Annotated in this window: 22 protein-coding genes; 7 read left to right on the top strand and 15 right to left on the bottom strand. The window is 65.4% G+C overall.

Going from position 1 to position 22,166, the window contains the following annotated elements; translation table 11 throughout:
- Positions 1–4: 4 nt before the first annotated feature.
- Positions 5–1,228, top strand: coding sequence for a flagellar hook-associated protein FlgL (gene flgL, locus P0D96_RS05960; protein WP_132376608.1), 1,224 nt, complete (start codon positions 5–7; stop codon positions 1,226–1,228).
- 95 nt (positions 1,229–1,323) lie between these two features.
- On the opposite strand, the gene fliR is transcribed toward flgL, so the two are convergent.
- The 13 genes from fliR to fliF all read right to left on the bottom strand — a co-directional run bounded on the left by fliR (position 1,324) and on the right by fliF (position 13,537).
- Positions 1,324–2,106, bottom strand: coding sequence for a flagellar biosynthetic protein FliR (gene fliR, locus P0D96_RS05955; RefSeq protein WP_132376609.1), 783 nt, complete (start codon positions 2,104–2,106; stop codon positions 1,324–1,326).
- A 37-nt stretch (positions 2,107–2,143) separates the two neighbouring features.
- Positions 2,144–2,413, bottom strand: coding sequence for a flagellar biosynthesis protein FliQ (fliQ, locus tag P0D96_RS05950; RefSeq protein ID WP_106284814.1), 270 nt, complete (start codon positions 2,411–2,413; stop codon positions 2,144–2,146).
- A gap of 50 nt (positions 2,414–2,463) precedes the next feature.
- On the bottom strand, positions 2,464–3,288 hold the full coding sequence (gene fliP, locus P0D96_RS05945; RefSeq protein WP_408312444.1) for a flagellar type III secretion system pore protein FliP: 825 nt from the start codon (positions 3,286–3,288) through the stop codon (positions 2,464–2,466).
- Entirely contained in the window at positions 3,288–3,899 is a 612-nt protein-coding gene (gene fliO, locus P0D96_RS05940; RefSeq protein ID WP_408285615.1) for a flagellar biosynthetic protein FliO, read from the bottom strand. The genes fliP and fliO overlap by 1 nt, the downstream gene beginning before the upstream one ends.
- Positions 3,896–4,360 carry a flagellar motor switch protein FliN gene (fliN, locus tag P0D96_RS05935; protein WP_132376611.1) on the bottom strand — a complete coding sequence of 155 codons (465 nt, stop codon included), beginning with the start codon at positions 4,358–4,360 and terminating at the stop codon, positions 3,896–3,898. Before fliN ends, fliO begins: the two co-directional genes overlap by 4 nt.
- The gene (gene fliM, locus P0D96_RS05930; protein WP_132376612.1) at positions 4,353–5,351 is read right to left on the bottom strand and encodes a flagellar motor switch protein FliM; all 999 of its coding nucleotides are present in this window, start codon (positions 5,349–5,351) and stop codon (positions 4,353–4,355) included. The genes fliN and fliM overlap by 8 nt, the downstream gene beginning before the upstream one ends.
- A 65-nt stretch (positions 5,352–5,416) precedes the next feature.
- Entirely contained in the window at positions 5,417–5,923 is a 507-nt protein-coding gene (gene fliL / locus P0D96_RS05925) for a flagellar basal body-associated protein FliL (protein WP_408312441.1), read from the bottom strand.
- 508 nt (positions 5,924–6,431) lie between these two features.
- Positions 6,432–7,928, bottom strand: a complete 1,497-nt coding sequence (locus P0D96_RS05920) for a flagellar hook-length control protein FliK (RefSeq protein ID WP_408312438.1) — start codon at positions 7,926–7,928, stop codon at positions 6,432–6,434.
- A gap of 59 nt (positions 7,929–7,987) precedes the next feature.
- The gene (gene fliJ, locus P0D96_RS05915) at positions 7,988–8,437 is read right to left on the bottom strand and encodes a flagellar export protein FliJ (protein ID WP_132376615.1); all 450 of its coding nucleotides are present in this window, start codon (positions 8,435–8,437) and stop codon (positions 7,988–7,990) included.
- Between the two features lie 2 nt (positions 8,438–8,439).
- Positions 8,440–10,089: a flagellar protein export ATPase FliI gene (gene fliI / locus P0D96_RS05910; protein ID WP_408285627.1), complete on the bottom strand. Its 1,650-nt coding sequence runs from the start codon at positions 10,087–10,089 to the stop codon at positions 8,440–8,442.
- A complete protein-coding gene (gene fliH, locus P0D96_RS05905; protein ID WP_207915670.1) occupies positions 10,083–10,766 on the bottom strand; it encodes a flagellar assembly protein FliH in 684 nt (227 codons plus the stop codon). The genes fliI and fliH overlap by 7 nt, the downstream gene beginning before the upstream one ends.
- Positions 10,753–11,748 (bottom strand): flagellar motor switch protein FliG, encoded by a 996-nt coding sequence (gene fliG / locus P0D96_RS05900; RefSeq protein ID WP_007179928.1) that lies wholly within the window; start codon positions 11,746–11,748, stop codon positions 10,753–10,755. The genes fliH and fliG overlap by 14 nt, the downstream gene beginning before the upstream one ends.
- Complete coding sequence (gene fliF, locus P0D96_RS05895) at positions 11,738–13,537, bottom strand: flagellar basal-body MS-ring/collar protein FliF (protein ID WP_132376618.1); 1,800 nt, start codon at positions 13,535–13,537, stop codon at positions 11,738–11,740. Before fliF ends, fliG begins: the two co-directional genes overlap by 11 nt.
- A gap of 235 nt (positions 13,538–13,772) precedes the next feature.
- Between fliF and fliE the strand changes: the two genes are divergently transcribed.
- From fliE to P0D96_RS05870, 5 genes are all read left to right on the top strand, one after another.
- Entirely contained in the window at positions 13,773–14,108 is a 336-nt protein-coding gene (fliE, locus tag P0D96_RS05890) for a flagellar hook-basal body complex protein FliE (protein ID WP_132376619.1), read from the top strand.
- A gap of 217 nt (positions 14,109–14,325) precedes the next feature.
- The gene (fliS, locus tag P0D96_RS05885; protein ID WP_408312435.1) at positions 14,326–14,760 is read left to right on the top strand and encodes a flagellar export chaperone FliS; all 435 of its coding nucleotides are present in this window, start codon (positions 14,326–14,328) and stop codon (positions 14,758–14,760) included.
- Positions 14,757–15,083: a flagellar protein FliT gene (locus P0D96_RS05880; protein WP_132376621.1), complete on the top strand. Its 327-nt coding sequence runs from the start codon at positions 14,757–14,759 to the stop codon at positions 15,081–15,083. Before fliS ends, P0D96_RS05880 begins: the two co-directional genes overlap by 4 nt.
- Before the next feature lie 90 nt (positions 15,084–15,173).
- The gene (fliK, locus tag P0D96_RS05875) at positions 15,174–16,622 is read left to right on the top strand and encodes a flagellar hook-length control protein FliK (RefSeq protein ID WP_408312432.1); all 1,449 of its coding nucleotides are present in this window, start codon (positions 15,174–15,176) and stop codon (positions 16,620–16,622) included.
- A gap of 1 nt (position 16,623) precedes the next feature.
- Positions 16,624–16,983 carry an EscU/YscU/HrcU family type III secretion system export apparatus switch protein gene (locus P0D96_RS05870; RefSeq protein WP_132376623.1) on the top strand — a complete coding sequence of 120 codons (360 nt, stop codon included), beginning with the start codon at positions 16,624–16,626 and terminating at the stop codon, positions 16,981–16,983.
- Positions 16,984–16,986: 3 nt separating this feature from the next.
- On the opposite strand, the gene P0D96_RS05865 is transcribed toward P0D96_RS05870, so the two are convergent.
- Both P0D96_RS05865 and P0D96_RS05860 read right to left on the bottom strand, forming a co-directional pair.
- Entirely contained in the window at positions 16,987–18,405 is a 1,419-nt protein-coding gene (locus P0D96_RS05865; protein WP_408312429.1) for a coniferyl aldehyde dehydrogenase, read from the bottom strand.
- A gap of 84 nt (positions 18,406–18,489) precedes the next feature.
- Positions 18,490–20,175: an isovaleryl-CoA dehydrogenase gene (locus P0D96_RS05860; protein ID WP_408176445.1), complete on the bottom strand. Its 1,686-nt coding sequence runs from the start codon at positions 20,173–20,175 to the stop codon at positions 18,490–18,492.
- Between the two features lie 307 nt (positions 20,176–20,482).
- Here P0D96_RS05860 and P0D96_RS05855 point away from each other — a divergent pair, with 307 nt between their 5' ends.
- Positions 20,483–22,141: a GMC family oxidoreductase gene (locus P0D96_RS05855; RefSeq protein ID WP_408176446.1), complete on the top strand. Its 1,659-nt coding sequence runs from the start codon at positions 20,483–20,485 to the stop codon at positions 22,139–22,141.
- Positions 22,142–22,166 lie beyond the last annotated feature (25 nt).

Raw genomic sequence — 22,166 nt, 5'->3', positions numbered from 1 at the left:
GACAATGCGCATCTCCAGCACGCAGTACTTCAACATGAACGTCGCGACGATGAGCGATCAGCAAGCTCAGTTGTCGCAGTTGTATGCCGAAATTTCGAGCGGCGTGAGCCTCTCCACGCCATCGGACAATCCGCTCGGCGCGGCGCAGGCCGTGCAGTTGAGCTCGACGGCGACGACCCTGTCGCAATACACGACCAATCAGGGCACCGCGCTGGCTTCGCTGCAGCAGGAAGACACCACGCTCGGCAGCGTCAACACGGTGCTGCAGACCATTCATACGCTGGTGCTGCGCGCCGGCGACGGTTCGCTGAACGATGGCGACCGGGGTTCGATCGCGACGCAACTGCAAAGCTTGCGCAGCCAGTTGATGACGCTCGCCAATTCGACCGACCCGCAAGGCAACTACCTGTTCGCCGGTTATCAAAGCAGCGCGCAGCCGTACACCACGAATTCGGCCGGCGTCGTGACCTATTCCGGCGACACCGGCACGCCCGGCGTGCAGATCACCGATTCGCACGTGGTGCAGACCGGCGACAACGGCATTGCGATCTTCGGCAGCGTTGCGCCGATCGGCACCAGTTCCGTGCCGGCCGCCAAAACCGGCAACACCGGCACGGGCGTGATCAGTACGGTGAGCCTGAACAACCCGACCGATCCGACCAACGCGGACAAGTATTCGATCGACTTCTCGTCGGCGACCACCTATACCGTGAGCCAGACCGATCCGGCGACCGGCGCCGTGACCACGAGCGCGCCGCAAGCGTTCACGGCCGGTTCGGCGATCACGCTCGGCGGCCAGTCGGTGTCGATCACCGGCGCGCCGAACGCGGGCGACAGCTTCACGGTGACGCCGGCCACGCAAGGCAGCATGGACGTGTTCGCTAATCTGAGCCAGTTGATCACCACATTGCAAACGCCAGTGTCGGGCGGCGCTTCGACGGCCAGCTTCCAGAGCGCGCTGACCACCAGCATGACCCAGCTCGAGAACACGATGAACAACGTCGTGACGGCGCAAGCAGCAGTGGGTGGCCGCGAGCAGGAAGTGCAGGCATTGCAGACGGTCACGCAGACCAACACGCTGCAGACGTCGAGCAATCTCGCGGATCTGACGCAGACCGACATGGTCAAGACGATCGGCAAGTACACGATGACGCAGGCCGCACTGCAAGCTGCGCAGCAGGCGTTCGCGAAGATTCAGAATATCTCGCTGTTCCAGTACTTGAACTGATAGCACGAGCAGTCTGAAACGGGGAAGGGCGGAAGCCGGTGTGAACGGCTCCGCCCTTCTTTTTTTTCATTGCACTGCGCGGCGAGCGAAGCGTGCTATTTGAACCCCGCCGCTACGCGCCCCATCTGATCGAGGCCGACGTCGAAGAGCCGTATGAAGAACGGAATCATGTTCGGGGTCATCAACTGCAGAAGCAGCATGCCGATCAGCATGGTCAGCGGAAAGCCGATCTGGAACACGCCGATTTGCGGCGCGGCGCGGTTCAGTATGCCGAGCGAGAGATTGGTGATGAGGAGCGCGGCGACCACCGGCAGCGACAACAGCAGGCCCGCCGAAAACACCGTGCTGCCGAAGTTCGCCAGCGTGCGCCAGCCGGGCGCGCCGAGAATGTTCGCCGACACCGGCACCGACTGAAACGTGGCGAGCAGCGCGCTGATCATCTGCAAATGGCCGTCGATCACCAGAAACACCAGCATGGCGATCGTGTTCATGTAGCTCGACAGCACCTGGCTCGAACTGGCTGCCTGCGAGTCAAAGAAAGTCGCGAAGCCGAGCCCCATGCCGAGACCGACGAAATCGCCCGTCGCGCTGATCGCCTGAAACACGATCTGCATGGTCATGCCGAGCGCGATGCCGATCAGGAACTGGTTGACGATGATCCACACGCCTTCGGCGGAAAACACCGTGACTTGCGGCAGCGCGCCGAGCGTGGGCGCGACGATGATCGTGACGAATGCCGCGAGGCCGATCTTCACGCGGATTGGCAGCGAGCGGTTGCCGAGCACCGGTGCGGTGGCGACCAGCGCGAGGATGCGTACGAACGGCCACAGGAACGCGGTGAGCCAGGCGTTCAGTTGCGCGTAGGTGACGGAGAACATCGCGGGTCGGAAGGGAAGGTGAGAGCCGGCGCCGCGCTCAGTTGACGAGCGTCGGAATGTTGGTGAGCGTCTGGCGCAGATAGTCGAGCATGGTCGTGAGCATCCACGGGCCGGCGACCACCATCGTGACGGCGATCGCGAGCAGTTTCGGGATGAACGACAGCGTGCTTTCGTTGATCTGCGTGGCGGCCTGGAACAGGCTCACCACCAGACCGACCACCAGCGCGACCAGCAGCAGCGGCGCGGCGAGCAGCAGGCCGACATACATGGCCTGGTGCGCGAGCGTCATGACGGATTCTTGATTCATGGCGATGGGACCGGAAGCGTGAAGGGCGCGGGCGCGGTTAAAAAGCGCGGTTAAACGAAGCTCTGTGCAAGCGAGCCGAGCAGCAATTGCCAGCCATCGACCAGCACGAACAGCATCAGCTTGAACGGCAGCGAAATGGTCGCGGGTGACACCATCATCATACCCATCGACATCAGCACGCTCGCCACCACCATGTCGATGATGAGGAACGGGATGAAAATCGTGAAGCCGATCTGGAAGCCGGTTTTCAGTTCACTCGTCACGAACGAGGGCACCAGCAGCGACAGCGGCACGTCTTCCGGACCTTGCATCGGCGCGGCGTGCGAGATGCGGGCGAACAACGCGAGATCGCTTTCGCGGGTCTGGCGCAGCATGAACGTCTTGAACGGGGCGAGGCCGCGGTTCACCGCGGTCTCCATCGGAATCGTGCCGTCGGAGAACGGCTTGTAGCCATCAGTGTAGGCCTTGTCGAGCACCGGCGACATGACGAACAACGTGAGGAACAGCGCGAGTCCGACGAGCACCTGGTTAGGCGGCGTCGTGGTCGTGCCGAGCGCCTGGCGCAGCAGCGAGAGCACGATGATGATGCGCGTGAAGCTAGTCATCATCAGCACCATCGCCGGCAGGAACGACAGCATCGTGAGCAGCAGCATCGTCTGCACGCTCAGCGAGTAGGTCGTGCCGCCGTTCGGGCCGGGGCTCGTGTTGAAGGCCGGCAAGCCGGCGGTTTGCGCGAACGACAGTGTCGGCAGCACGAGCATCAGCGCCGGCAAGGCGACAGGTGCAACGCGGCGCACGCCTGAAATCACTTTCGAGGAGGTGCTGGACATGCGAGCGGATTGCGCGTGACGCGCCGAAGGAAGACTGAACTGCATTACCGAACCCCGCCGCCTTGCCCGTTGAAACGTTTGCCCACTTCGCCTTTCAAAGCGTCGCGAAAGCGTTGGCCGAAGGTGCCTGGGAGTGCCGTGCCCGTCGCCCGCGTGCTTGCCGGGCCGGGCTGCGTGGCGCCGAGCGGATCGATGGCGGCCGAACCGGCCGGCATCGTGTGAAGCAGACGGACATTGCCGGGCGCCGTGCCGAGCACGAGCCACGTATCGCCGATCTCGACCACCGCGACCCGTTCCTTGCCGCCGAGCGAGGCGCCGCCGACCGTCTTCACGAGACCGCCGCGGTTTGCCGGCTGCAAGCCGAAGCGGCGAGCGAGCCATGCGCAACCGAACACCAGACCGATCACGACCAGCAGGCCGACGATGGTTTGCAATACCGCGCCGACGCCGAGCGCCGGAACAGCCGTGCCCGCGCCGACGCCCGAGGCGATTTTCGCGGCGTTGTTGACCGCGTTCATGTCCGCCGCGTGAGCGGCCGACGGTGCGAGCAGCGCGAAGATCGACGCCGAGGCGCATAGCGCCGCCACGACGTTCGCAGCCTGTGCAGCGCGATTCAGAACAGTGCGCAACACGGCGCGACCGGCAACGCGTTTCATCGATTCAATTTCCGGATACGTTCGGACGGCGTGATGATGTCGGTCAGACGGATACCGAACTTGTCGTTCACCACCACCACTTCGCCCTGCGCGATCAGACAGCCGTTGACCAGCACGTCCATCGGTTCGCCGGCCATGCCGTCCAGTTCCACCACCGAACCCTGCGCGAGTTGCAGTAGATTGCGGATCGCGATCTTGGTGCGGCCGAGCTCGACGGTCATCTGAACAGGAATGTCCAGGATCATGTCGATGTCGTTGCGCGTCGAGGTCGGCTCGACTTTCGACAGCGGCTGGAACACGCCCGCCGTCGTTGCGCTGACTTCCGTATTGTCGTTCTGCTCGGCCAGCGCGCTGGCCCAGTCCGCCATGGCCGCGTCGTCTTCGGCTGCGGCTGCGTCGGCGGCAAATTGCGGCTCGCCAGCGGCCAGTTCGGCCTCAGTTTTTGCGTTCAGGTCACTCATATCCACCTTCCTTCATCGTTTCGGCTGCGCTGATCATCTTCTGGACCCGCAACGCATACTGACCATTGAAAATTCCGTAGCCGCATTCCATCACCGGCACGCCATCGACTTTCGCCGTGATGTGTTCGGGGATGTTGATCGGCAAAACATCGCCCTTGCGCATGTTCAGGATCTGTTCGAACGTGACCGGCACCTGAGCCAGGTCGGCGGTCAGTTCCACTTCCGCTGCCTGCACCTGCTGCGACAGCACGCGGACCCAGCGGCGGTCGACTTCGAGCGCCTCGCCCTGGATCGGCGACGAGAGGATGTCGCGGATCGGTTCGATCATCGAGTACGGCATGCAGATGTGCAGCGTGCCGCCGGTCGTGCCGAACTCGATCGAGAACTGCGTGACGATGACGATTTCGTTCGGCGTCGCCACGTTGGCGAATTGCGTGTGCATTTCCGAGCGCACATATTCGAACTGCAGCGGACGCACGCTCTTCCACGAGGCCGTGTAGTTGTCGAAGACCAGGTTCAGCAACTTGTTGATAATGCGCTGCTCCGTCTGCGTGAAATCGCGGCCTTCGACGCGGGTATGGAAACGCCCGTCGCCGCCGAACAGGTTGTCGACCACGAAGAACACCAGGTTCGGATCGAACACGAACAGCGACGTGCCGCGCAGCGGCTTCACGTGGACCAGGTTCAGGTTGGTCGGGATCGGCAGATTGCGGGTGAATTCGCTGTACTTCTGCACCTTCACCGGACCGACGGAGATTTCCGCCGAGCGCCGCATGAAGTTGAAAATGCCGACGCGCAACAGACGCGCGAACCGGTCGTTGATGATTTCAAGGCCGGGCATCCGGCCGCGGACGATGCGTTCCTGCGTCGCGATGTTGTAAGGCCGTACGCCCGCACGGTCGCTTTGCTCGGCTTCCGAGTCGGTTTCACCGGTTACGCCCTTGAGGAGGGCATCGACCTCCTCCTGGGACATGAACTCTTCGTGGCCCATTCCTTATTCCTCGTGCGTCCCGTGGCGGTTGATGATGGCAGCGCTGATTAACGTCACGACCGGCGTCACTGCACGACGAATTCGGTGAACAGCACGTCCTGGACATGGATCGGCGCGGCGCCCTTGTCGGTCGGCTGCTCGATCAACGTGCGCAATTCCGTGGCGAGCGCGCGCTTGCCTTCGAGCGGCGCGAGTTCGTCAGGGTGCTTGTTCGAGAGTGCGAGCAGGATGTGGCTGCGCACTTCGGGCATGTGGTCGGTCAGCTCTTGCTGGGTCTTGGCGTCGGTGAGTTTTAGCGTCAGGCCGATGCGCAGGAAATGCTGCTGGCCGTCGTCTGATTGCAGATTCACGGTCATGGATTCGAGCGGGAAGAACAGCGGAGCGGCGAGTGGCGCTGGCGCGCTGGCGGTTTCAGCCGATGCGGCGGCGGGGGCGCGCTTCGACATGAAGAACCACACGCCTGCGCCGGCTGTGCCCGCGGCAATGATCGCTATGAGGACGATCAGGATGATGCGCTTCATCGGGCCCGGAGAGGCGGGCGCGGCTTGCTGGGGTGCGGTTGTGGTTGCCATGAGGTTTGCTTTGCTTGCCTTTAGTGCTGGTGATGGTGATTGTTGTTGATTTGCCTGCGGCGCGATGGGTCGAAAAGAAGGGGGATTGAGGGTTATCTCTGGTTTTTGCTTTTTTGTTGGGCTTTTCTTTTGGTCCGCTGTGGGGTGTTGACCTTTCCTTGAGGTCGCTGTGGTCTATTGGCGTTGCCCCTGTGCGGGGCGGCACCTACTTTCTTTGCCGCGGCAAAGAAAGTAGGCAAAGAAAGCCGCTTCACACAGCCAGCTCATAAGCGGGCCCCTCGCGCAGTCGCAGTAGTGGTGCATCTGGAATCAGTGTTCTCGCGCATTCCGCGTGAGTGACAAGGCGCTCATTCTTCCGGCGACGCTGCGCGCGCCGTGGCGGTACTTCACTTAACCACCCGACGCAAATCGGCGCCCTTTGGTGGGCGCCGCTGATCAACTGTCTGCAAAATCAATGTTCGGCAAATGCTTTGGCGCACGGCGAATGCCGGCGCTCAAGGCATCAACCTCAAGCGAATGTGTCGACCAGGCCTGCCGTGCGGCGCACGGGTACGTTGACCGCCGTGTCGATCGCGTCCGTGCCGCTATTGCCGCCAAACGATCCGCTCCCGCTCGAGCGGCCGCCGGAACGGCCGGAGTCGGCGCTTTGCTGTTGGCCGCTCTGGCGCGCAAAGCCGTCGCTGACGCTTGCGCTTCCCAAGCCGATGCCGTTGGATTCCATCGCCTCGCGCAGCTTCGGCAGCGCGGCTTCGACGGCTTCGCGCACGGACTGGTGCTGCGACACGAACAACGCATGTGCATGGTTATCGGCAACCTGCAAGACAACCTGTAGCGGCCCGAGATCCTTCGGGTTCAAGGTGAGCTCGGCGCTCTGCGAATGTGCGTTCGACAGGAACACCACCTTCTGGCTCAACGCATCCTCCCAGTCAGTCGTGCCGACCTGCGGTGACAGCGCGTTCGCCGCTTCCGCCGCGCCGGCGTTGCCAGTGGTCTGGACGGCTGCCGTCGTGCTCGCTGCGCTCGCCGCGGCTTGCGAAGCGGCTAGCGCCGCTGTTGCTGCATCCGTCGCGCTCTTGAAGGAGGCAAGATCGTCGGCTTGCGTGCCTCCGGCTGCCGTCGCCGTCATTGCGTCAGCCGCCGCTTTTACGGCTGCCGATGGGTCGGCCACGGTCGTCACCGCCGTCGTCATCGCGGCTTTCGATGCAGTCGATCCCTTGCCGTCGCCGAACAGGCCAGCCGCCAGGTTCTTGCCGCCGGTGGCGCCATTCAGCCCAGCGTTCGTACCAGCCAGGCCGTTTGCCGAGGTCGCGGCGCTCGCGGCTGCGCCGCTCGCCAGCGCTTGCGCGGGAACGCCCTGGCCGTTCGCCAATGCGGCCAACGCTGCCTGCAGCGCGTCTTGCAATGACTTCGGATCGGTGGCGGTGGCTTTCTTGCCCGGCGTGCCGCCGGTCGTAGCGTCCGATGCCGTGCCCGGTAGCGTGGTCGCGGCATCGGTCAAGGCTGCTGCGGGGTCGGCGGTTGTCGGCGTATTGGCGCTGTTCGCGTCGGCCTGAGCTTGTGCCTGGGCCTGAGCGGCAGCGGCTGCCGCCGCGGTGCCCGCGTCGGTCTGGTTCGCCGTGTTGCCGGTTTTCGCCGGCGTGGCGTTCGTCTTGTCGGTCGAAGCCTGTTGCGTATCGCCCGACGAAGCCGTGGACGAAGCCGAGCTCGTCGGCTTGCTGGTGTCCTTGCTGTTGCTCGCGTCGTCGGCGCTTTTCGGTGCGGGATCGGCCGGCGGCGGCGCGTCGTGCACGCTCGACGAAGACGGCGACGATCCTGACGACGCCGCGGCCGCAGCCGCAGCCTGCTGCTGGCTCGCGCTCAGCGCAGCCGCGCTGTTCTGCTGGTCGATGCTCTGCTGCAGGGTTTGCGAGAACGGTTTTGCGTTCGCCGCAGCGGCGATGGCCGCGCTGGTTGACGTGCTGCTGGCGGAGCCGAGCAGCGAGCCGATCTGTGAAAGAAGCGACATAGGGAATCCTGTCAATCGGTCAAACGGTGTTCAGTCAATCGAGGTGGCGCTCATGCGCGTCATGCGCCTTCTGCGCGCATCCTCAGAATCCGGGCGGCGTGTTCGTCGGCGTCGCGCTGATCGCGCCGCGCCGTGGTCTTGGCTTCGGCTGCCTCGCCGCGCGCCTGCAGCACTTCGTACGAACCGAGCTTCTGCTTCTGACGCTGCCAATCGGGCTTGGCTGCCTCGACGCGCGCGTTGGCCGTCACCAGCAGGTTGCGCTGCTGTTCAATGGCGGAGTCGAGCGTGTCGATGAATGCCTGGAAATTGCGCATGTTCCCTGCGGGCATGCCCGTCTGGGCCGTCGCGGTGAAGCGTGCGTGGTATTCGTCGCGGTACTGCACGAGGGCGTCGAGCTGCGACTGCACGTCGTTGCGCTCGCGCTGCGCGCGGCCCAGACGTTGCGCGGCGGCGTCCACATCGTCCTGGGCGAGGCCGATGAGGGTCTTGATCGGAAAGTGTTTCGCCATCGTCAGCCTCCTTGGGCAAACAGCGCGTCCAGCATCTCGAGACTCGGTTCAAAGTTCGCGCACTCGCGAAAACCTTGCTGCAAAAATGCTTCCATCCGCGGATACAGCGCAATCGCGCGGTCGAGCAGCGCGTCGCGCCCGCTCGAATACGCGCCGACGTTGATCAGATCGCGGTTGCGCTGATAGCGCGACAGCATCTGCTTGAACATACGCGTCTTGTCCAGATGGTTATCGTCGATCAGCGCGGTCATTGCCCGGCTAATCGACGCTTCGATGTCGATCGCGGGATAGTGGCCGGCTTCAGCCAGCGAGCGCGACAGCACGATGTGGCCGTCCAGAATCGCCCGCGCCGAGTCGGCGATCGGATCCTGCTGGTCGTCGCCCTCGGTCAGCACCGTGTAGAACGCGGTGATCGAGCCGCCGCCCGCCGGGCCGTTGCCGGTCCGCTCGACGAGCGCCGGCAGCTTGGCGAACACCGAAGGCGGATAGCCCTTGGTGGCGGGCGGCTCGCCCACGGCCAGCGCGATCTCGCGCTGCGCCATCGCGTAACGGGTCAGCGAGTCCATCAGCAGCAGCACGTGCTTGCCCTGGTCGCGGAAATACTCAGCGAGCGACGTCGAATACGATGCGGCCTGCATACGCAGAAGCGGCGAAACGTCGGCCGGCGCGGCGATCACCACTGAGCGCGCCAATCCTTCCTCGCCGAGAATCTGCTCGATGAATTCCTTCACTTCGCGGCCGCGCTCGCCGATCAGGCCGATCACGATCACTTCGGCGCTGGTGTAGCGCGCCATCGTACCGAGCAGCACCGATTTACCGACGCCCGAACCGGCGAACAATCCCATGCGCTGGCCACGGCCGACGGTCAAGAGCGCGTTGATCGCGCGCACGCCGACGTCGAGCACCTTGTGGATCGGCTCGCGGTTCAGCGGATTGATGACCGGCGAGGACAGCGGGGCGTCGGCATGCGCGCCGAGCGGACCGAGTCCGTCGAGCGGACGGCCGGAGGCGTCCAGCACGCGGCCAAGCAATTCCCAGCCGACCGGCAGACGCTTCGCGCCCGCCATCGGGTCGGCGATCGGCGCACTTTCGAGCGGGAAGACGCGTGCGCCGGGCAGGAGGCCGATCACTTCAGTGGTCGGCATCAGAAACAGTTTGTCGCCGGAGAAGCCGACCACTTCGGCTTCGGCCATCGGCAGCGAACTGCCTTGCGGCAGTTCGATCATCACTTCGGCGCCTACGGAGAGGCGCAGGCCCACGGCTTCGAGCACGAGACCAGCGGCGCGTGTGAGGCGTCCGCAGGCGCGCATCGGCTTGGCGATTGCGTTGCGCGCGCGCAGTGCGTCGAGGCGGCCGCGCCAGGCTTGCATGTGCGGATTGCTGTCGAGCGCGGGATCGTACGGGGCGTGGGCGACAGCGGCGGAAGCGGAGCTCGCAGGCGCGGCAACCCGGCTCGCGGCGGCGCCCGTCGCCGGATGGGCATGCGCCGGATCGCGCAAGGCGGCTTCGATCGCCGCGACCGCGGCCGCGGCGGGTGTCACCGCAGCCGGTACTTCCGCGAGCGCCTCGGCGCCGAACGACGCCAGCGCCAGTTCGCGTTCGAGCGGCGTCAGGTCGCTGGCGCGGATCTCTTCGAGCGTCGGCTTCACCATGTGCTCACCTTGCCGAGTGCGGCAGCCACACGCTCCCAGCGCGTGTCGATGCCGGCGTCCACTTCGCCGGTGCCGGCTTGCGCGCGGCAGCCGCCGCGTTCCACCGCCGGATCGGTGCGCACGGTCCAGCCGCGCGTCTGCAATTCTTCCATCAGATAGGCTTCGACGACCGGCAGATCGGCGGGACTCACGATCAAAGCCGGCGCGCCGACCAGCGTGGGCTCGGCGGCCAGCACCTCGCGCGCGGCGGCGATCAGCGCGGTCGGGTCATGCTGCACATGCTGGCGCACTACCTGCTGCGCGATGTCGAGCGCGAGTGCGACGAGCGTCTCGGAGATCGCGCCTTGCGCGCCATCGAGCGCGGCCTTGAAGGTTTCGGCCAGCGCGGCGAGCCGCGCGGCTTCTTCGCGCGCTTCGCTCTGGCCTTGCTCGAAACCCTGCGCATGGCCTTGGTCGTAACCGGCTTGATAACCGAGCGCCTGGCCGGCCACGTGGCCGGACGCGATGCCCTGTGCATGAGCGGCGTCGCGCAGACGTTCGAGTTCGGCTTCGAAAGCGCCGTCGTCGACTTCGGGCTCGGGCGGCGCCGGCGGCACCGGATCGAACGAGGCCATCTCCCAGCGCTGGTAGGCCGAGAGGCTTTCCTTCGCCGCGGAGTTCTGATCAGACATATGCATCTTCGGCCTTGCCGCCTAGAACGATCTGGCCGCCTTCGGCCAGGTTGCGCACGATCTGCAGGATGCGGCGCTGCTGCGTCTCGACTTCGGAGACGCGCACCGGACCGCGCGCGTCGAGGTCTTCGGCGAGCAGTTCGGCGGCACGCTGCGACATGTTCGACAGGAACTTCTGGCGCAGCGCGGGCGGCGCGCCCTTCAGCGAGATGATCAACGCCTCGGACTCGACTTCCTTCAGCAACAGCTGGATCGCGCGGTCTTCCAGATCGAGCAGGTTCTCGAACACAAACATCTGATCAATAATCTTCTGCGCGAGTTCCGCATCGTATTGGCGAACATTCTCGATGACGCCTTCTTCATGATTGCTCGACATGAAGTTGAGAATTTCGGCCGCCGTGCGGATGCCGCCCATCGGGCTGCGCTTGAGGTTGTCGCTGCCGGACAGGAGGCCTGTCAGCACGTCGTCGAGTTCGCGCAGCGCGGCCGGCTGGATGCCGTCGAGCGTCGCGATGCGCAGCAGCACGTCGTTGCGCAGCCGTTCCGTGAAGCAGGCGACGATTTCCGACGCCTGATCGCGGTCCAGGTGAACGAGGATGGTCGCGATGATCTGCGGATGCTCGTTCTTGATGAGTTCGGCGACCGCTGCGGAATCCATCCACTTCAGGCCTTCGATACCGCTCGTATCGCTGCCCTGCAGAATCCGGTCGATGATCGCGCCGGCCTTGTCGTCGCCGAGCGCCTTGGTCAGCACGGAACGGATGTATTCGTTCGAATCCAGCGACATGCCGGTGTGCTGCTCGGCCTCACGCACGAACTCCTGCAGGACTTCGTCGACCTGCTCGCGGGTCACGCTCTTCAGTGCGGCCATCGCGACGCCGATCTTCTGGACTTCGCGCGGCCCGAGGAACTTGAACACCTGCGCGGCTTCTTCCTCGCCGATCGACATCAGCAGGAGCGCGCTCTTCATTACGCCTTCAGCGCTCATCGGACACCCAATTTTTCACGACGGTTGCAACGATCTTCGGATCCTGGCGCGCGATGTTGCGCGCGAATTCCAGGTTCCGTTCGTATTTGTGCTTGGAGCTTTCGAGGGCGAGCAGTTCGCTGTCGGTTTCCAGTTCGGCGACCGTGTTCGCGCCCGCGCGCTCGGCGGCGGGAATGCCGTCCAGCAGGATCGGCTCGTCCGGCGAGGGCAGCGCCGCGGCGGCGGCCGACTCCGGCGGCGGGAAAGCGCGGCGCAGCGCCGGCTTCACCATCACGAAGTAGAGGAACAGGGCGACCGCGCCGATGCCGAGGTAAGTAGCGATCTGCTTGGCGAGCGCGATCATGTCCGGCGTGCGCCACCACGGCAGGTCGGCGTTCGGATCGACTTCGGTGGTGAACGGGCTGTTGACCACGTTGACCGAGTCGCCGCGCGCCTGGTCGAAGCCCATCGCGTCCTTCACCAGCTGGTTGACCTGCGCGAGCTTGTCGGCGGTGACCGGCTGCATCGTGGCGTGACCCTTGCCGTCGACCACGCGCAGGTAGTTCACCACCACCGCCACCGACAGGCGCTTGATGCCGCCCATCGGCTGTTCGAGATGGCGCACCGTCTTGTCGAGTTCGTAGTTGGTGGTCGAGTCCTTGCGGTCGCTGACCGGCGTGGTCGTCACGCCGCTCGCGCCATTCGGTGCATTGATCGGCGCCGAAGCCGGTTGCGGCGGCTGGTTCGACAGCGCGCCCGGCACGCCCGAGGCGCCGCCTTGCGACATTTCGGTGGCACTGCTCGATTGCTGGCTGCGGATCGCCGCCTGTTGCGGGGTGCCGTTCGGGCCGTAGTTTTCCGACGTCTGCTCGCTATGCGAGAAGTCGATATCGGCGCTGACCTGCGAGTGCGCGTTGCCCGAGCCGAACAGCGGCGCGAGGATCGCGTCGATGCGCTGCTGGGTGCTGCGCTCGATCTGCTGGCGGTACTTCAGTTGCGAGGCGTCGAGTCCGCTGCCGGTGGACGGCTGCGTCAGCAGATTGCCGTCCTGGTCGAGGATGGTCACGCCCTTCACCGGCATATCCGGCACCGCCGACGACACCATATGGGTGATCGCCAGCACCTGGCCTTCGTCGAGCGCGCGGCCCGGGTAGAGGTTGACCAGCACGGAGGCGGACGGCGCTTCCTTGTCGCGCACGAATACGGACGGCTTCGGAATCGCCAGATGCACGCGCGCCGACTTCACCGACGAAATCGACTCGACCGTGCGCTCCAGTTCGCCTTCCAGTGCACGCTGATAGTTGATCTGTTCGGCGAACTGGCTGATGCCGAACTTCTGGTTGTCCATCAGCTCGAAGCCGACCGAGCCGCTCTTGGGCAAGCCCTGCGACGCGAGGCGCAGACGCATTTCGTGCACCTGTTCGGCCGGCACGAGGATCGCGCCGCCGGCGTCGGAGAATTTATAGGGAATGTTGGCTGCCTGGAGCGCGGTGATGATGGCGCCGCCGTCGCGGTCCGACAGGTTGCTGTAGAGCACCTTGTAGTCCGGCGCCCGCGACCACAGGAACAGCCCCGCCACCACGGCGACCAGCAGCGCCACCGCGAAAATCAGCGGAGCGCGCGGGTTGCCGCGCATTTGCGCGAGGCCGGACAGGCGCTGACCGAAGTTGCCACCGAGGTTGCTCCCCAGGCCGCCGAGGTCTGCTGCTCCACCGGCCTGGCCGGCACCGGCCGCACCGACGCCTGGCTGCGCGCCGGCGAGGCCCATGCGGGCGTCGGGGTTGATCAAAGAGTTGGCTGACGAATCCATGCGTCGGGTTTCTCCGGGATGCCTTTTGCGTTCTGCCCGCTGCCGCACCGAGGGTCGGCGGGCGCACGGACAGAGACTTTCACCATCGAAATTATCCGCAGCGCGGCTCAACCCGATTGCTTGAATAGAGCCGGGTTTCCCCCCTAGTTTCGGGGCTTTCCCGTATGGCCCGCTGCTATGCTTTCGTCCAGATCGGTACGGTTTGGCATGCCGGTCGTCCTTTCCTGGAGAAAACATGACTTTCCCCGTGAACGCGCTTTCGTCGGCGCTGCAACAGATTCAGTCGATGGCGGCGCAAGCGGCCGGCGGCAGTAATGCCGCGGCCGACACGTCCGGCGCGGCTACGCCCACCGGTTTTGCCTCGGCGCTGAAAGCTTCGCTGGACAAGATCAGCGGCGATCAGACCAAGGCGGTCGGCGAATCGCAGGCGTTCGAACTCGGCTCGTCGAACGTGTCGCTGAACGACGTGATGGTCGATATGCAAAAGGCCAACGTGGGCTTCCAGTTCGGCCTGCAGGTGCGCAACAAGCTGGTGTCCGCCTATAACGACATCATGCAGATGTCGGTGTGAACGCGGCTCGGGTGGTAAGGCTGTTCCGCCCGCCCGAACGCGTGCGCGCCGTGTGGCCCACGAGGGCCGCGCCATCTGGCCCCTTAATCCTCCTTACACTGGCCTAAAGCTTTCCCGCTGCCTATCCGATAACCAGGTACAGGCAGAGATCGGGGCGCGGCAACGTGCCCGGATGGGGTGCCATGACCAACCGCAGTGCAAGAGAGGAGGAGCGCCGATGTTTTCCCCAGGACACTCTGGAGCCAATGCGTACGCACGCGTCGGCGTCGAGACAGGGGTGATGGGCGCGAGTCCGCATCGTCTGATCGTGATGTTGTATCAGGGCGCCCGGCAGGCGATCGCGCAAGCGCGCATGCACCTGCAGCAGGGCAATGTGCCGGCGCGCGGAGATGCGATCGGCAAGGCGATTCAGATCGTCGAAAGCGGGCTGCAGCAGTCGCTCAACCTCGAGGTGGGCGGTGAGATTGCGGAGCGGTTGAACGCGCTATATAGCTATATGTCGCGCCGGTTGCTCGAAGCCAACATAAAACAAAGCGAGGCGATGCTGGTCGAGGTGGATGGTCTTCTGGCCACACTCGAAGAGGCATGGATCGGGATTGCCCCGGAGATCGCGCGGATGGCAGCCCAGCCCGCCGCGGAAAGCATGAGATGACATCGAACGCAGAATACTTCGCCCGTTATGAGGCGATTGCAGCGATTTCCTGCCGCATGCTGATGGCTGCCCGGCGCGCACTGTGGAACGATCTGGTCCACTTGCAAGACGAATACCGCCATCTGGTGGACGGGTTGAAAGACGCCGAAACAGGGGTGAAGCTCGACGAATCGGAGCGTCTGCGCAAATACGCGCTGATCCGCCAGATTCTCGCCGACGACGCTGCGATCCGCGATCTGGCGAATCCGCGCATGGCCAATCTGTCCGCGCTGTTCGCCGGACGGCCGACACGCGTGCTCAAGGAGCTGTACGGGGCGCGCTGAGATTTGCCGCGCGCGCCGGCGGCGCCTCTATCCATCCGGCCGACTGACTTTATTTGAGCGCGACGCCGCCAATGTGACCAAGGAATCGGCATGAACGGAATCGACACGGCTGTCGCTTCGGTGCTCGCGAGCCGGATCGACAGTCTGCTCAACATCGCGCCAGGCAGTGCGGCCGCTTCGCAGGCCGGCACGGCGGGCGTCGAAACCGCGCCGACCATGCCGGCGCTCATTGAGACGCCCGCGCCGCAGCCTTCCGCCCAGACCGCGCTGTCCGCTGTCGCGCTGACGCTCAATGCGATCGTGCGCTCGGGCGGCGAGGCGACGCCCGCCGTGATCGGCCAGACGCCAATCTGGCCGGCCGCGCCGGCGCTCGACGTCGAAGTCGGTGCGTTGCCGTTGTTCGATACGTCCGCGGCTGCGACGGGTTCCGCTGCTCCCGCCACCAATCCCAATGCCGCTGGAACCGCGGCCACCGCCAATGTGGCGGCGGCCCAAGTGCCGGTCGCGGCGCTCGCGGCCGCGCTCGAACAGACCGTCGGCGACAGTGGTCTCTTCTACGAAGCGCATCTCGCGCAATGGCTGGCGGGCCAGCGTTCGCCCGCTTCGCTCGCGGGCGAAGCGCAAAACAAACTCGTGGCCGCTGCCGCCCAACTGCCGCTCGACTGGGCGAACGACGGCGGCGAGGCGGCCCCCGCCAATCCGTCCGGCCGCCAAGGCACGGGCGCGGCGCCGAATGGTTCATCGAACAGCGGCGCGCCGGACGCCGGCGCCGCCGCGCGCGGGGCGCCCTCGATTCCTAACGCGCAAGCCGCGCGTTTCGTGGCCGGCGAGGTGCTGGCCAGTTCCCTGTCCGACCTGAACGGCCAACCCACGCGTGCGAGCCTGCATAGCGCGGCGGCACAAACCGTCGACGGCGGCGCCTCGCAGAATTCGCAGTCGATGGCCGCCGCGGTTCATCCCGCGACCGTGCCGTTGGTGCGTCAGCAGCTCGATCTGCTCGCGACCGGGCAGTTTCGCTGGACCGGCGAAGCGTGGCCGGGCGCCAAACTCGACTGGACCATCGAACAGGACGGCGATGAATGGGACCGCAGCGGCGGCGGTACGGCGAGCGAAGACGACCAGCCGTGGCGCACCCGCCTGACGCTGTCGCTGCCGACGCTCGGCACCGTCGACGCGGAACTGACACTGACCGGCACGCGGCTCGTCGCGCGCGTGCAGGCGAGTCCCAACGGCGCCGCGCGCCTTGCGATGCAGGGCGAAAGTTTCCGTCAGCGGCTCGCGGCGGCGGGCATCCAATTGAATGGGTTGACGATTCGCGAGATCGGCGGCGGCGCACCCGCCAGCGCCGCGAATGCAGCGGGTGCGGCGGCCGCTCAGGCGGCAGCGTCGGCGTATGCGCGGTCGGCTTCGGCGGGCAGTTCGGCAGAGGCGGGCGGTGCGGCCGGTTCGGCAACGAACCGAACCACGGGCGTGCGCCGCACGGCGCGAACCAGCCGCACGGAACCCGCGCCGCTCGACGATTTTGATTGGGACATGTGAGATGAGTCGCAAACATCGCCGCAGCGCGGCCGCGCTCGTCTACGACGCCCAAGGCGGCGATCCCGCGCCGCGCGTGATCGCCAAAGGCTACGGCATGTTGGCCGAGATGATCGTGCAACGGGCCAAGGAAGCCGGCCTATACGTGCACGAGGCGCCCGAAATGGTTTCCCTGCTGATGCAGGTGGATCTCGACGCGCGGATTCCGCCCCAGCTCTATCAGGCGGTGGCGGAAATGCTCGCGTGGCTGCATCGGCTGGAGAGCGGCGCGGAGAACGAGCCGCCGCAAGCCGCGAGTGTCGACGCGCAAGACGTCATCGACGTGGAGGCCACCGAAATCGAAGGCGGCCCGGCGGCGCGCTGAACGTTAGAACCGCATCATCAGTTTCAGCAGCGCGTTCACCCGTTTGCCGTACGGTGGCGAAATCCAGCCGCGGGCGTTCAGGCGCGCTTGCGTCAGCACCGGCTTCATCTTCGAGAAAGTCACGAAGCCTTCGTAGCCGTGATACGCGCCCATTCCACTCGCGCCGACGCCGCCGAACGGCAGGCTCTCGCACGCCAGATGCATCAGCGTTTCGTTGATCGCCATGCCGCCGGCGATGGTTTCGTGCGTCACGCGGTCGATCGTGGCGGCGTCGTCGGCGTAAAGATACAGCGCGAGCGGGCGCGGCCGGGCGTTGATCCAGGCGATCGCGTCATCGAGCGTGTCGTAGGGCACGACCGGCAGCAGCGGCCCGAAGATTTCCTCCTGCATCAGCGCGCATTCGTCGGGCGCGTGGGTGACGGCGATGAGCGGGAAGCGGCGGCTTGTTGCATCGGGTGAACTGTCGGTGAGCGCGTGCAGTTGCGCCCCGGCGGCGTGGGCTTCGTCGGCAAGACGTTCGAGGCGTGCAAAGTGGCGCTCTGAAATGATCGAGGTGTAGTCCGGATTGTTGCCGAAGTTCGGGTACATCTTCGTCATCCGCGCACGCGCCCGTTCGATGAACGCCTGCTCCTTGCCGCGCGGTACCAGTACGTAATCCGGCGCGACGCAGGTTTGTCCCGCGTTGAGTGTCTTGCCGGCGATGAGGTTGTCCACCGCGTTGTCGAAGCGCGCGTGCGCGCCGATGATGGCCGGCGACTTGCCGCCCAGTTCGAGCGTGACCGGCGTCAGATGCTCGGCGGCGGCGCGCATCACTTCGTGGCCGACCTTGGTCGAGCCGGTGAACAGCAAGTGGTCGAAGGGCTGCGCGCTGAACGCGGCGGCGAGCGCGGCGTCGCCGTTCACGACCGCGACGTGATCGCGCGCGAAGGTTTGTCCGATGAACTGCTCGAACAGCGCCGAGGTGCGTGGCGTCAGCTCGGACATTTTGATGATCGCGCGATTGCCGGCGGTCAACGCGCTGATGAGCGGCCCGACGGCGAGCAACACCGGATAATTCCACGGCACGATGACGCCGACCACACCGAGCGGCTGCGGCACGACCTTCGCGCGCGCCGGCAGCAGCCATTTGTTGGTGCTGCGGCGCTGCGGTTTCATCCAGCGCTTGCCGTGTCTCAGCGCGCCGTTGATCTCTTCTTTCACCAGCAGGAATTCGGCGAGCAGCACTTCCTGTTTCGCGCGATTGCCGAAGTCGAGGTTCATCGCGTCGGCGAGCGCGTCGCGATTGTCGAGCATGACTTTGCGCAGCGCTTTCAGATGCGCGGCGCGTGTCTCCCACGACGGATACGGCGTACGCAGATAAGCGTGGCGCTGATCGCGCAGCAGCGCTTCGAGCGCGACGACCTCTGGTAGATCGTTCTTCATGTGTCCACTCCCTGACGGATATCGTTGCGCGTCGAGCCGCGCTTTTATTGGATGTGCTCGTGCTGCTTCGCGGCGTGCCGAACGTCAGGCGGGAAAAGCCCGTTCGATGATCGCCGCGTGATCGAACGTGGCCGGCAGCGTGCCGTACACACGGCCGCTCTCACCGCAGCCGTCGGCAAGACGCGTGGCGATGAATGCTTCTGCGACTTCGCCAGGCGCATGTTTGAGAAGCAAGGTCGCCTGCGCGATCAGCACGACCTGCTGCGCGATCCGCCGCGCCGAGGCTTCGCGATGTTCGGCCGGTCCGTTGAGCGTAGCGGCGAGTTTGCCGAGCGCGGCGCTCAATGCCGGATGCGCTTGCGCGTCCGCTTGCCATGCGGCGAACAACGCCTGAGCCGCTTCCGGTTCGCGCTCCATCGCGCGCAGTACATCGAGGCACATCACGTTGCCGGAGCCTTCCCAGATCGAATTCACCGGCGCTTCACGATAGAAGCGCGCCATCGGACCGGTTTCGACATAGCCGTTGCCGCCCCAGACTTCCATCGCCTCGCCAGTGAATTCCAGTGCGCGTTTGCAGACCCAGTACTTCGCCGCGGGCGTGACGATGCGGCGCCACGCGCGCTCGGCAAGCGAGGTGGAGGCGGCGTCGGTGGACTCTTCGAAAGCGCGCGCGAGCCGCATGAACAGCACCGTCGCCGCTTCCGATTCCAAAGCCAGGTCGGCGAGCACGTTGCGCATCAGCGGCTGATCGGCGAGATGCCGGCCGAACGCGCTGCGATGGCGCGCGTGGTGGATGGCCTGCACGAGCGCCGCCCGCATCAAGGCCGCGCTGCCGATCACGCAATCGAGCCGCGTGTAATTCGCCATTTCGATGATGGTCGGCACGCCGCGTCCTTCGTCGCCGATCATGATGCCGAACGCGTCGAGGAATTCGACTTCGCTGCTCGCATTCGAGCGGTTGCCGAGCTTGTCTTTCAGGCGCTGGATCTGCACGTTGTTCTTGCGGCCGTCCGGCGCGAAGCGCGGCGCGTAGAAGCACGAGAGGCCTTCGTGTTCGTCGGTGCGGCCGAGCACGAGATGCGCGTCGCACTGCGGCGCGGAGAAAAACCACTTGTGGCCGACGAGCCGGTAGGCGGCGCCGCGGCCGCTGCCGGCGGTGGAATAGGCGCGGGTCTGATTGCTGCGCACGTCCGAGCCGCCCTGTTTTTCGGTCATACCCATGCCGATCATCGCGGAGGTTTTCAGCTTGAGCGGCACGTCGCGCGGATCGTGCTCGCGCGCGTAGAGCTTGTCGCGCAACGTGGCGAATAGCGCGGGTTCGCGTTGCAACACGGGGATGCTCGCGAAGGTCATCGTCAGCGGGCAGAGCGAACCGGATTCGATTTGCGCATGCAGGAAGTAGCCGGCGCAGCGTGCAACCATTGCGCCGCGTTGCGGATCGGAAAACGGCAGCGCGTGCAGACCTTCGCGGCGCAGGAGCGAAAGCAGCGTGTGCCACGAAGGATGAAACTCCAGCGCGTCGATGCGCTCGCCACGTGGACTGTGCGTGAATAATTCAGGCGAATGGCGGTTGGCGAGTTCGGCGAGCGCCAGCGTGTCCGGCGCGGTGAGCGCCGCGCCGTGCTGCAGCAACGCGCCGCGATGCCACCCGGCGCCGTCGCGTTCGAGGGCGGCCGACAACGCGGCGTCGCTGGAAAACAGGTTGTAGTCCGCCAGCGGTGGAACCTGATTGGTCACCTCGTGAGTCTGGCCGAAGCTGTGCCGTTCCATCTGCTGTCTCCGTTCAACGCATGCTCGCCGGCGTCGGTCGGCAGTGCGCTGTTTGATCGCCGCGTGTCGTGCCGCGGGCCGAGAGGACGGCGCGTACGGCGCCGTGTTTGAATGCCGTGCGCGGCCGCGCGGCGGGCGCAGCGCGTCTTTTATCATAGAGTCGCGGCGCCGCTTCCGTTTAGAGGAATCGCTCTGACGCGAACCCGCCGCGCTATCCGAACGCTCCCTACAATGCCGGTAAAGCGCACGTAGACAAGTGTGCACGTGACAGGGTTCGCGAGCAATGCGCGCCCATCAGGAGGAGCGGATGCAATACGACTACATCATCGTCGGTGCAGGTTCGGGCGGTTGCGCGCTGGCGAGCCGTCTCGCGGATAACTGCCCGGACGCGACGATCGCCCTGATCGAAGCCGGCCCGCACACGGACCGCAATCTGTTCGTCAACATGCCGGTCGGCGTGGCGGCCGTGGTGCCGCACAAACTCAAGACCAACTACGGTTATCTGACCACGCCCCAGCCGGGGCTCGGCGGACGGCAGGGGTATCAGCCGCGCGGGCGCGGCTTCGGCGGATCGAGCGCGATCAACGCGATGATCTATACGCGCGGCCATCCGCTCGATTACGACGAATGGGCGAAACTGGGTTGCGAAGGCTGGTCATGGGCGGAAGTGCTGCCGTATTTCCGCCGCGCCGAAGGCAACCAGCGCGGCGCCGACGCATGGCATGGCGACAGCGGCCCGCTCACCGTCTCCGATCTGCGTTATCAGAATCCGTTTTCGCGCCGTTTCGTGCAGGCGGCAATGGAAGCCGGATACAAACCGAATAGCGACTTCAACGGCGAGGATCAGGAAGGGATCGGCTTCTACCAGGTGACGCAGCGCGACGGACGCCGTTGTAGCGTGGCGCGCGCCTATATCTACGACCGCGAGCGTCCCAACCTGCACACGATTGCCGACGCGACGGTGCTGCGCGTGGCCTTCAACGGCAAGCGCGCGAGCGGCGTGGAGATCGTGCGCGGCGGCCGCACGCAAACGCTCGAAGCACGCGCGGAGGTGGTGCTCGCCGCGGGCGCGTTCAATTCGCCGCAACTGCTGATGTGTTCGGGCATCGGACCGGCGGCGCATCTGCAATCGCTCGGCATTGCCGTGCTGCACGACGCGCCGGAGGTGGGCCAGAACCTGACCGACCACATAGATTTCACCATCAACAAACAGGTTTCGTCGATCGAACCGACCGGGTTTTCGATTCGCGGCATCGCGCGGATGCTGCCGCAGTTCGTCACTTTCATGCGCCACGGGCGCGGCATGCTGTCGAGCAATGTCGCCGAGGCGGGCGGCTTTCTGAAGAGCAATCCGACGCTCGACCGGCCGGATGTGCAACTGCATTTCTGTGCGGCCATCGTCGACGATCACAACCGTCACATGCATTGGGGCCACGGTTATTCGCTGCACGTGTGCGTATTGCGGCCGCATAGCCGCGGTACGGTGACGCTGGCAAGCGCCGATGCGCGCACCGCGCCGGTGATCGACCCACGCTTTTTCAGCGATCCGCGCGATCTCGATTTGCTGATGGACGGCGCGCGGATGGCGCGGCGCATTCTCGATGCGCCGTCGCTCGCGCTGCATGGCGGCAGCGAGTTGTACACGCATCCCGGCCAGTCGGACGCCGAGTTGCGCCGCACGATCGCCGAGCATGCCGACACGATCTATCACCCGGTGGCGACGTGCCGGATGGGCGGCGACGCGCGCTCGGTGGTGGATCCGCAATTGCGGGTGCGAGGCGTCACGGGGCTGCGGATCGTCGATGCCTCGGTGATGCCCACACTGATCGGCGGCAATACCAATTCGCCGACGGTGATGATCGGTGAACGCGCGGCCGATCTGATCGCGGCGGCGCGTCGCGAGTCGCAAGCGGACCTGAAGATGGCGTCGCTCGGCAGAGCTGGCGTGGCGACGAATACCGCCTGAGCTTTCGGCGACGTTTCATTTCATG

The sequence above is a fragment of the Paraburkholderia sp. RL17-347-BIC-D genome, assembly GCF_046027915.1.
Taxonomy (GTDB): domain Bacteria; phylum Pseudomonadota; class Gammaproteobacteria; order Burkholderiales; family Burkholderiaceae; genus Paraburkholderia.
The sequence above is the reverse complement of the archived record's forward strand: the minus strand, read 5'-3'. Positions and strand labels throughout refer to the sequence as shown.

Excerpts from the sequence above, each read along its gene's own strand:
- flgL (WP_132376608.1), top strand. The coding sequence starts at position 5 with ATGCGCATCTCCAGCACGCAGTACTTCAACATGAACGTCGCGACGATG.
- fliR (WP_132376609.1), bottom strand. The coding sequence starts at position 2,106 with ATGTTCTCCGTCACCTACGCGCAACTGAACGCCTGGCTCACCGCGTTC.
- fliQ (WP_106284814.1), bottom strand. The coding sequence starts at position 2,413 with ATGAATCAAGAATCCGTCATGACGCTCGCGCACCAGGCCATGTATGTC.
- fliP (WP_408312444.1), bottom strand. The coding sequence starts at position 3,288 with ATGCAGTTCAGTCTTCCTTCGGCGCGTCACGCGCAATCCGCTCGCATG.
- fliO (WP_408285615.1), bottom strand. The coding sequence starts at position 3,899 with ATGAAACGCGTTGCCGGTCGCGCCGTGTTGCGCACTGTTCTGAATCGC.
- fliN (WP_132376611.1), bottom strand. The coding sequence starts at position 4,360 with ATGAGTGACCTGAACGCAAAAACTGAGGCCGAACTGGCCGCTGGCGAG.
- fliM (WP_132376612.1), bottom strand. The coding sequence starts at position 5,351 with ATGGGCCACGAAGAGTTCATGTCCCAGGAGGAGGTCGATGCCCTCCTC.
- fliL (WP_408312441.1), bottom strand. The coding sequence starts at position 5,923 with ATGGCAACCACAACCGCACCCCAGCAAGCCGCGCCCGCCTCTCCGGGC.
- P0D96_RS05920 (WP_408312438.1), bottom strand. The coding sequence starts at position 7,928 with ATGTCGCTTCTTTCACAGATCGGCTCGCTGCTCGGCTCCGCCAGCAGC.
- fliJ (WP_132376615.1), bottom strand. The coding sequence starts at position 8,437 with ATGGCGAAACACTTTCCGATCAAGACCCTCATCGGCCTCGCCCAGGAC.
- fliI (WP_408285627.1), bottom strand. The coding sequence starts at position 10,089 with ATGGTGAAGCCGACGCTCGAAGAGATCCGCGCCAGCGACCTGACGCCG.
- fliH (WP_207915670.1), bottom strand. The coding sequence starts at position 10,766 with ATGCATATGTCTGATCAGAACTCCGCGGCGAAGGAAAGCCTCTCGGCC.
- fliG (WP_007179928.1), bottom strand. The coding sequence starts at position 11,748 with ATGAGCGCTGAAGGCGTAATGAAGAGCGCGCTCCTGCTGATGTCGATC.
- fliF (WP_132376618.1), bottom strand. The coding sequence starts at position 13,537 with ATGGATTCGTCAGCCAACTCTTTGATCAACCCCGACGCCCGCATGGGC.
- fliE (WP_132376619.1), top strand. The coding sequence starts at position 13,773 with ATGACTTTCCCCGTGAACGCGCTTTCGTCGGCGCTGCAACAGATTCAG.
- fliS (WP_408312435.1), top strand. The coding sequence starts at position 14,326 with ATGTTTTCCCCAGGACACTCTGGAGCCAATGCGTACGCACGCGTCGGC.
- P0D96_RS05880 (WP_132376621.1), top strand. The coding sequence starts at position 14,757 with ATGACATCGAACGCAGAATACTTCGCCCGTTATGAGGCGATTGCAGCG.
- fliK (WP_408312432.1), top strand. The coding sequence starts at position 15,174 with ATGAACGGAATCGACACGGCTGTCGCTTCGGTGCTCGCGAGCCGGATC.
- P0D96_RS05870 (WP_132376623.1), top strand. The coding sequence starts at position 16,624 with ATGAGTCGCAAACATCGCCGCAGCGCGGCCGCGCTCGTCTACGACGCC.
- P0D96_RS05865 (WP_408312429.1), bottom strand. The coding sequence starts at position 18,405 with ATGAAGAACGATCTACCAGAGGTCGTCGCGCTCGAAGCGCTGCTGCGC.
- P0D96_RS05860 (WP_408176445.1), bottom strand. The coding sequence starts at position 20,175 with ATGGAACGGCACAGCTTCGGCCAGACTCACGAGGTGACCAATCAGGTT.
- P0D96_RS05855 (WP_408176446.1), top strand. The coding sequence starts at position 20,483 with ATGCAATACGACTACATCATCGTCGGTGCAGGTTCGGGCGGTTGCGCG.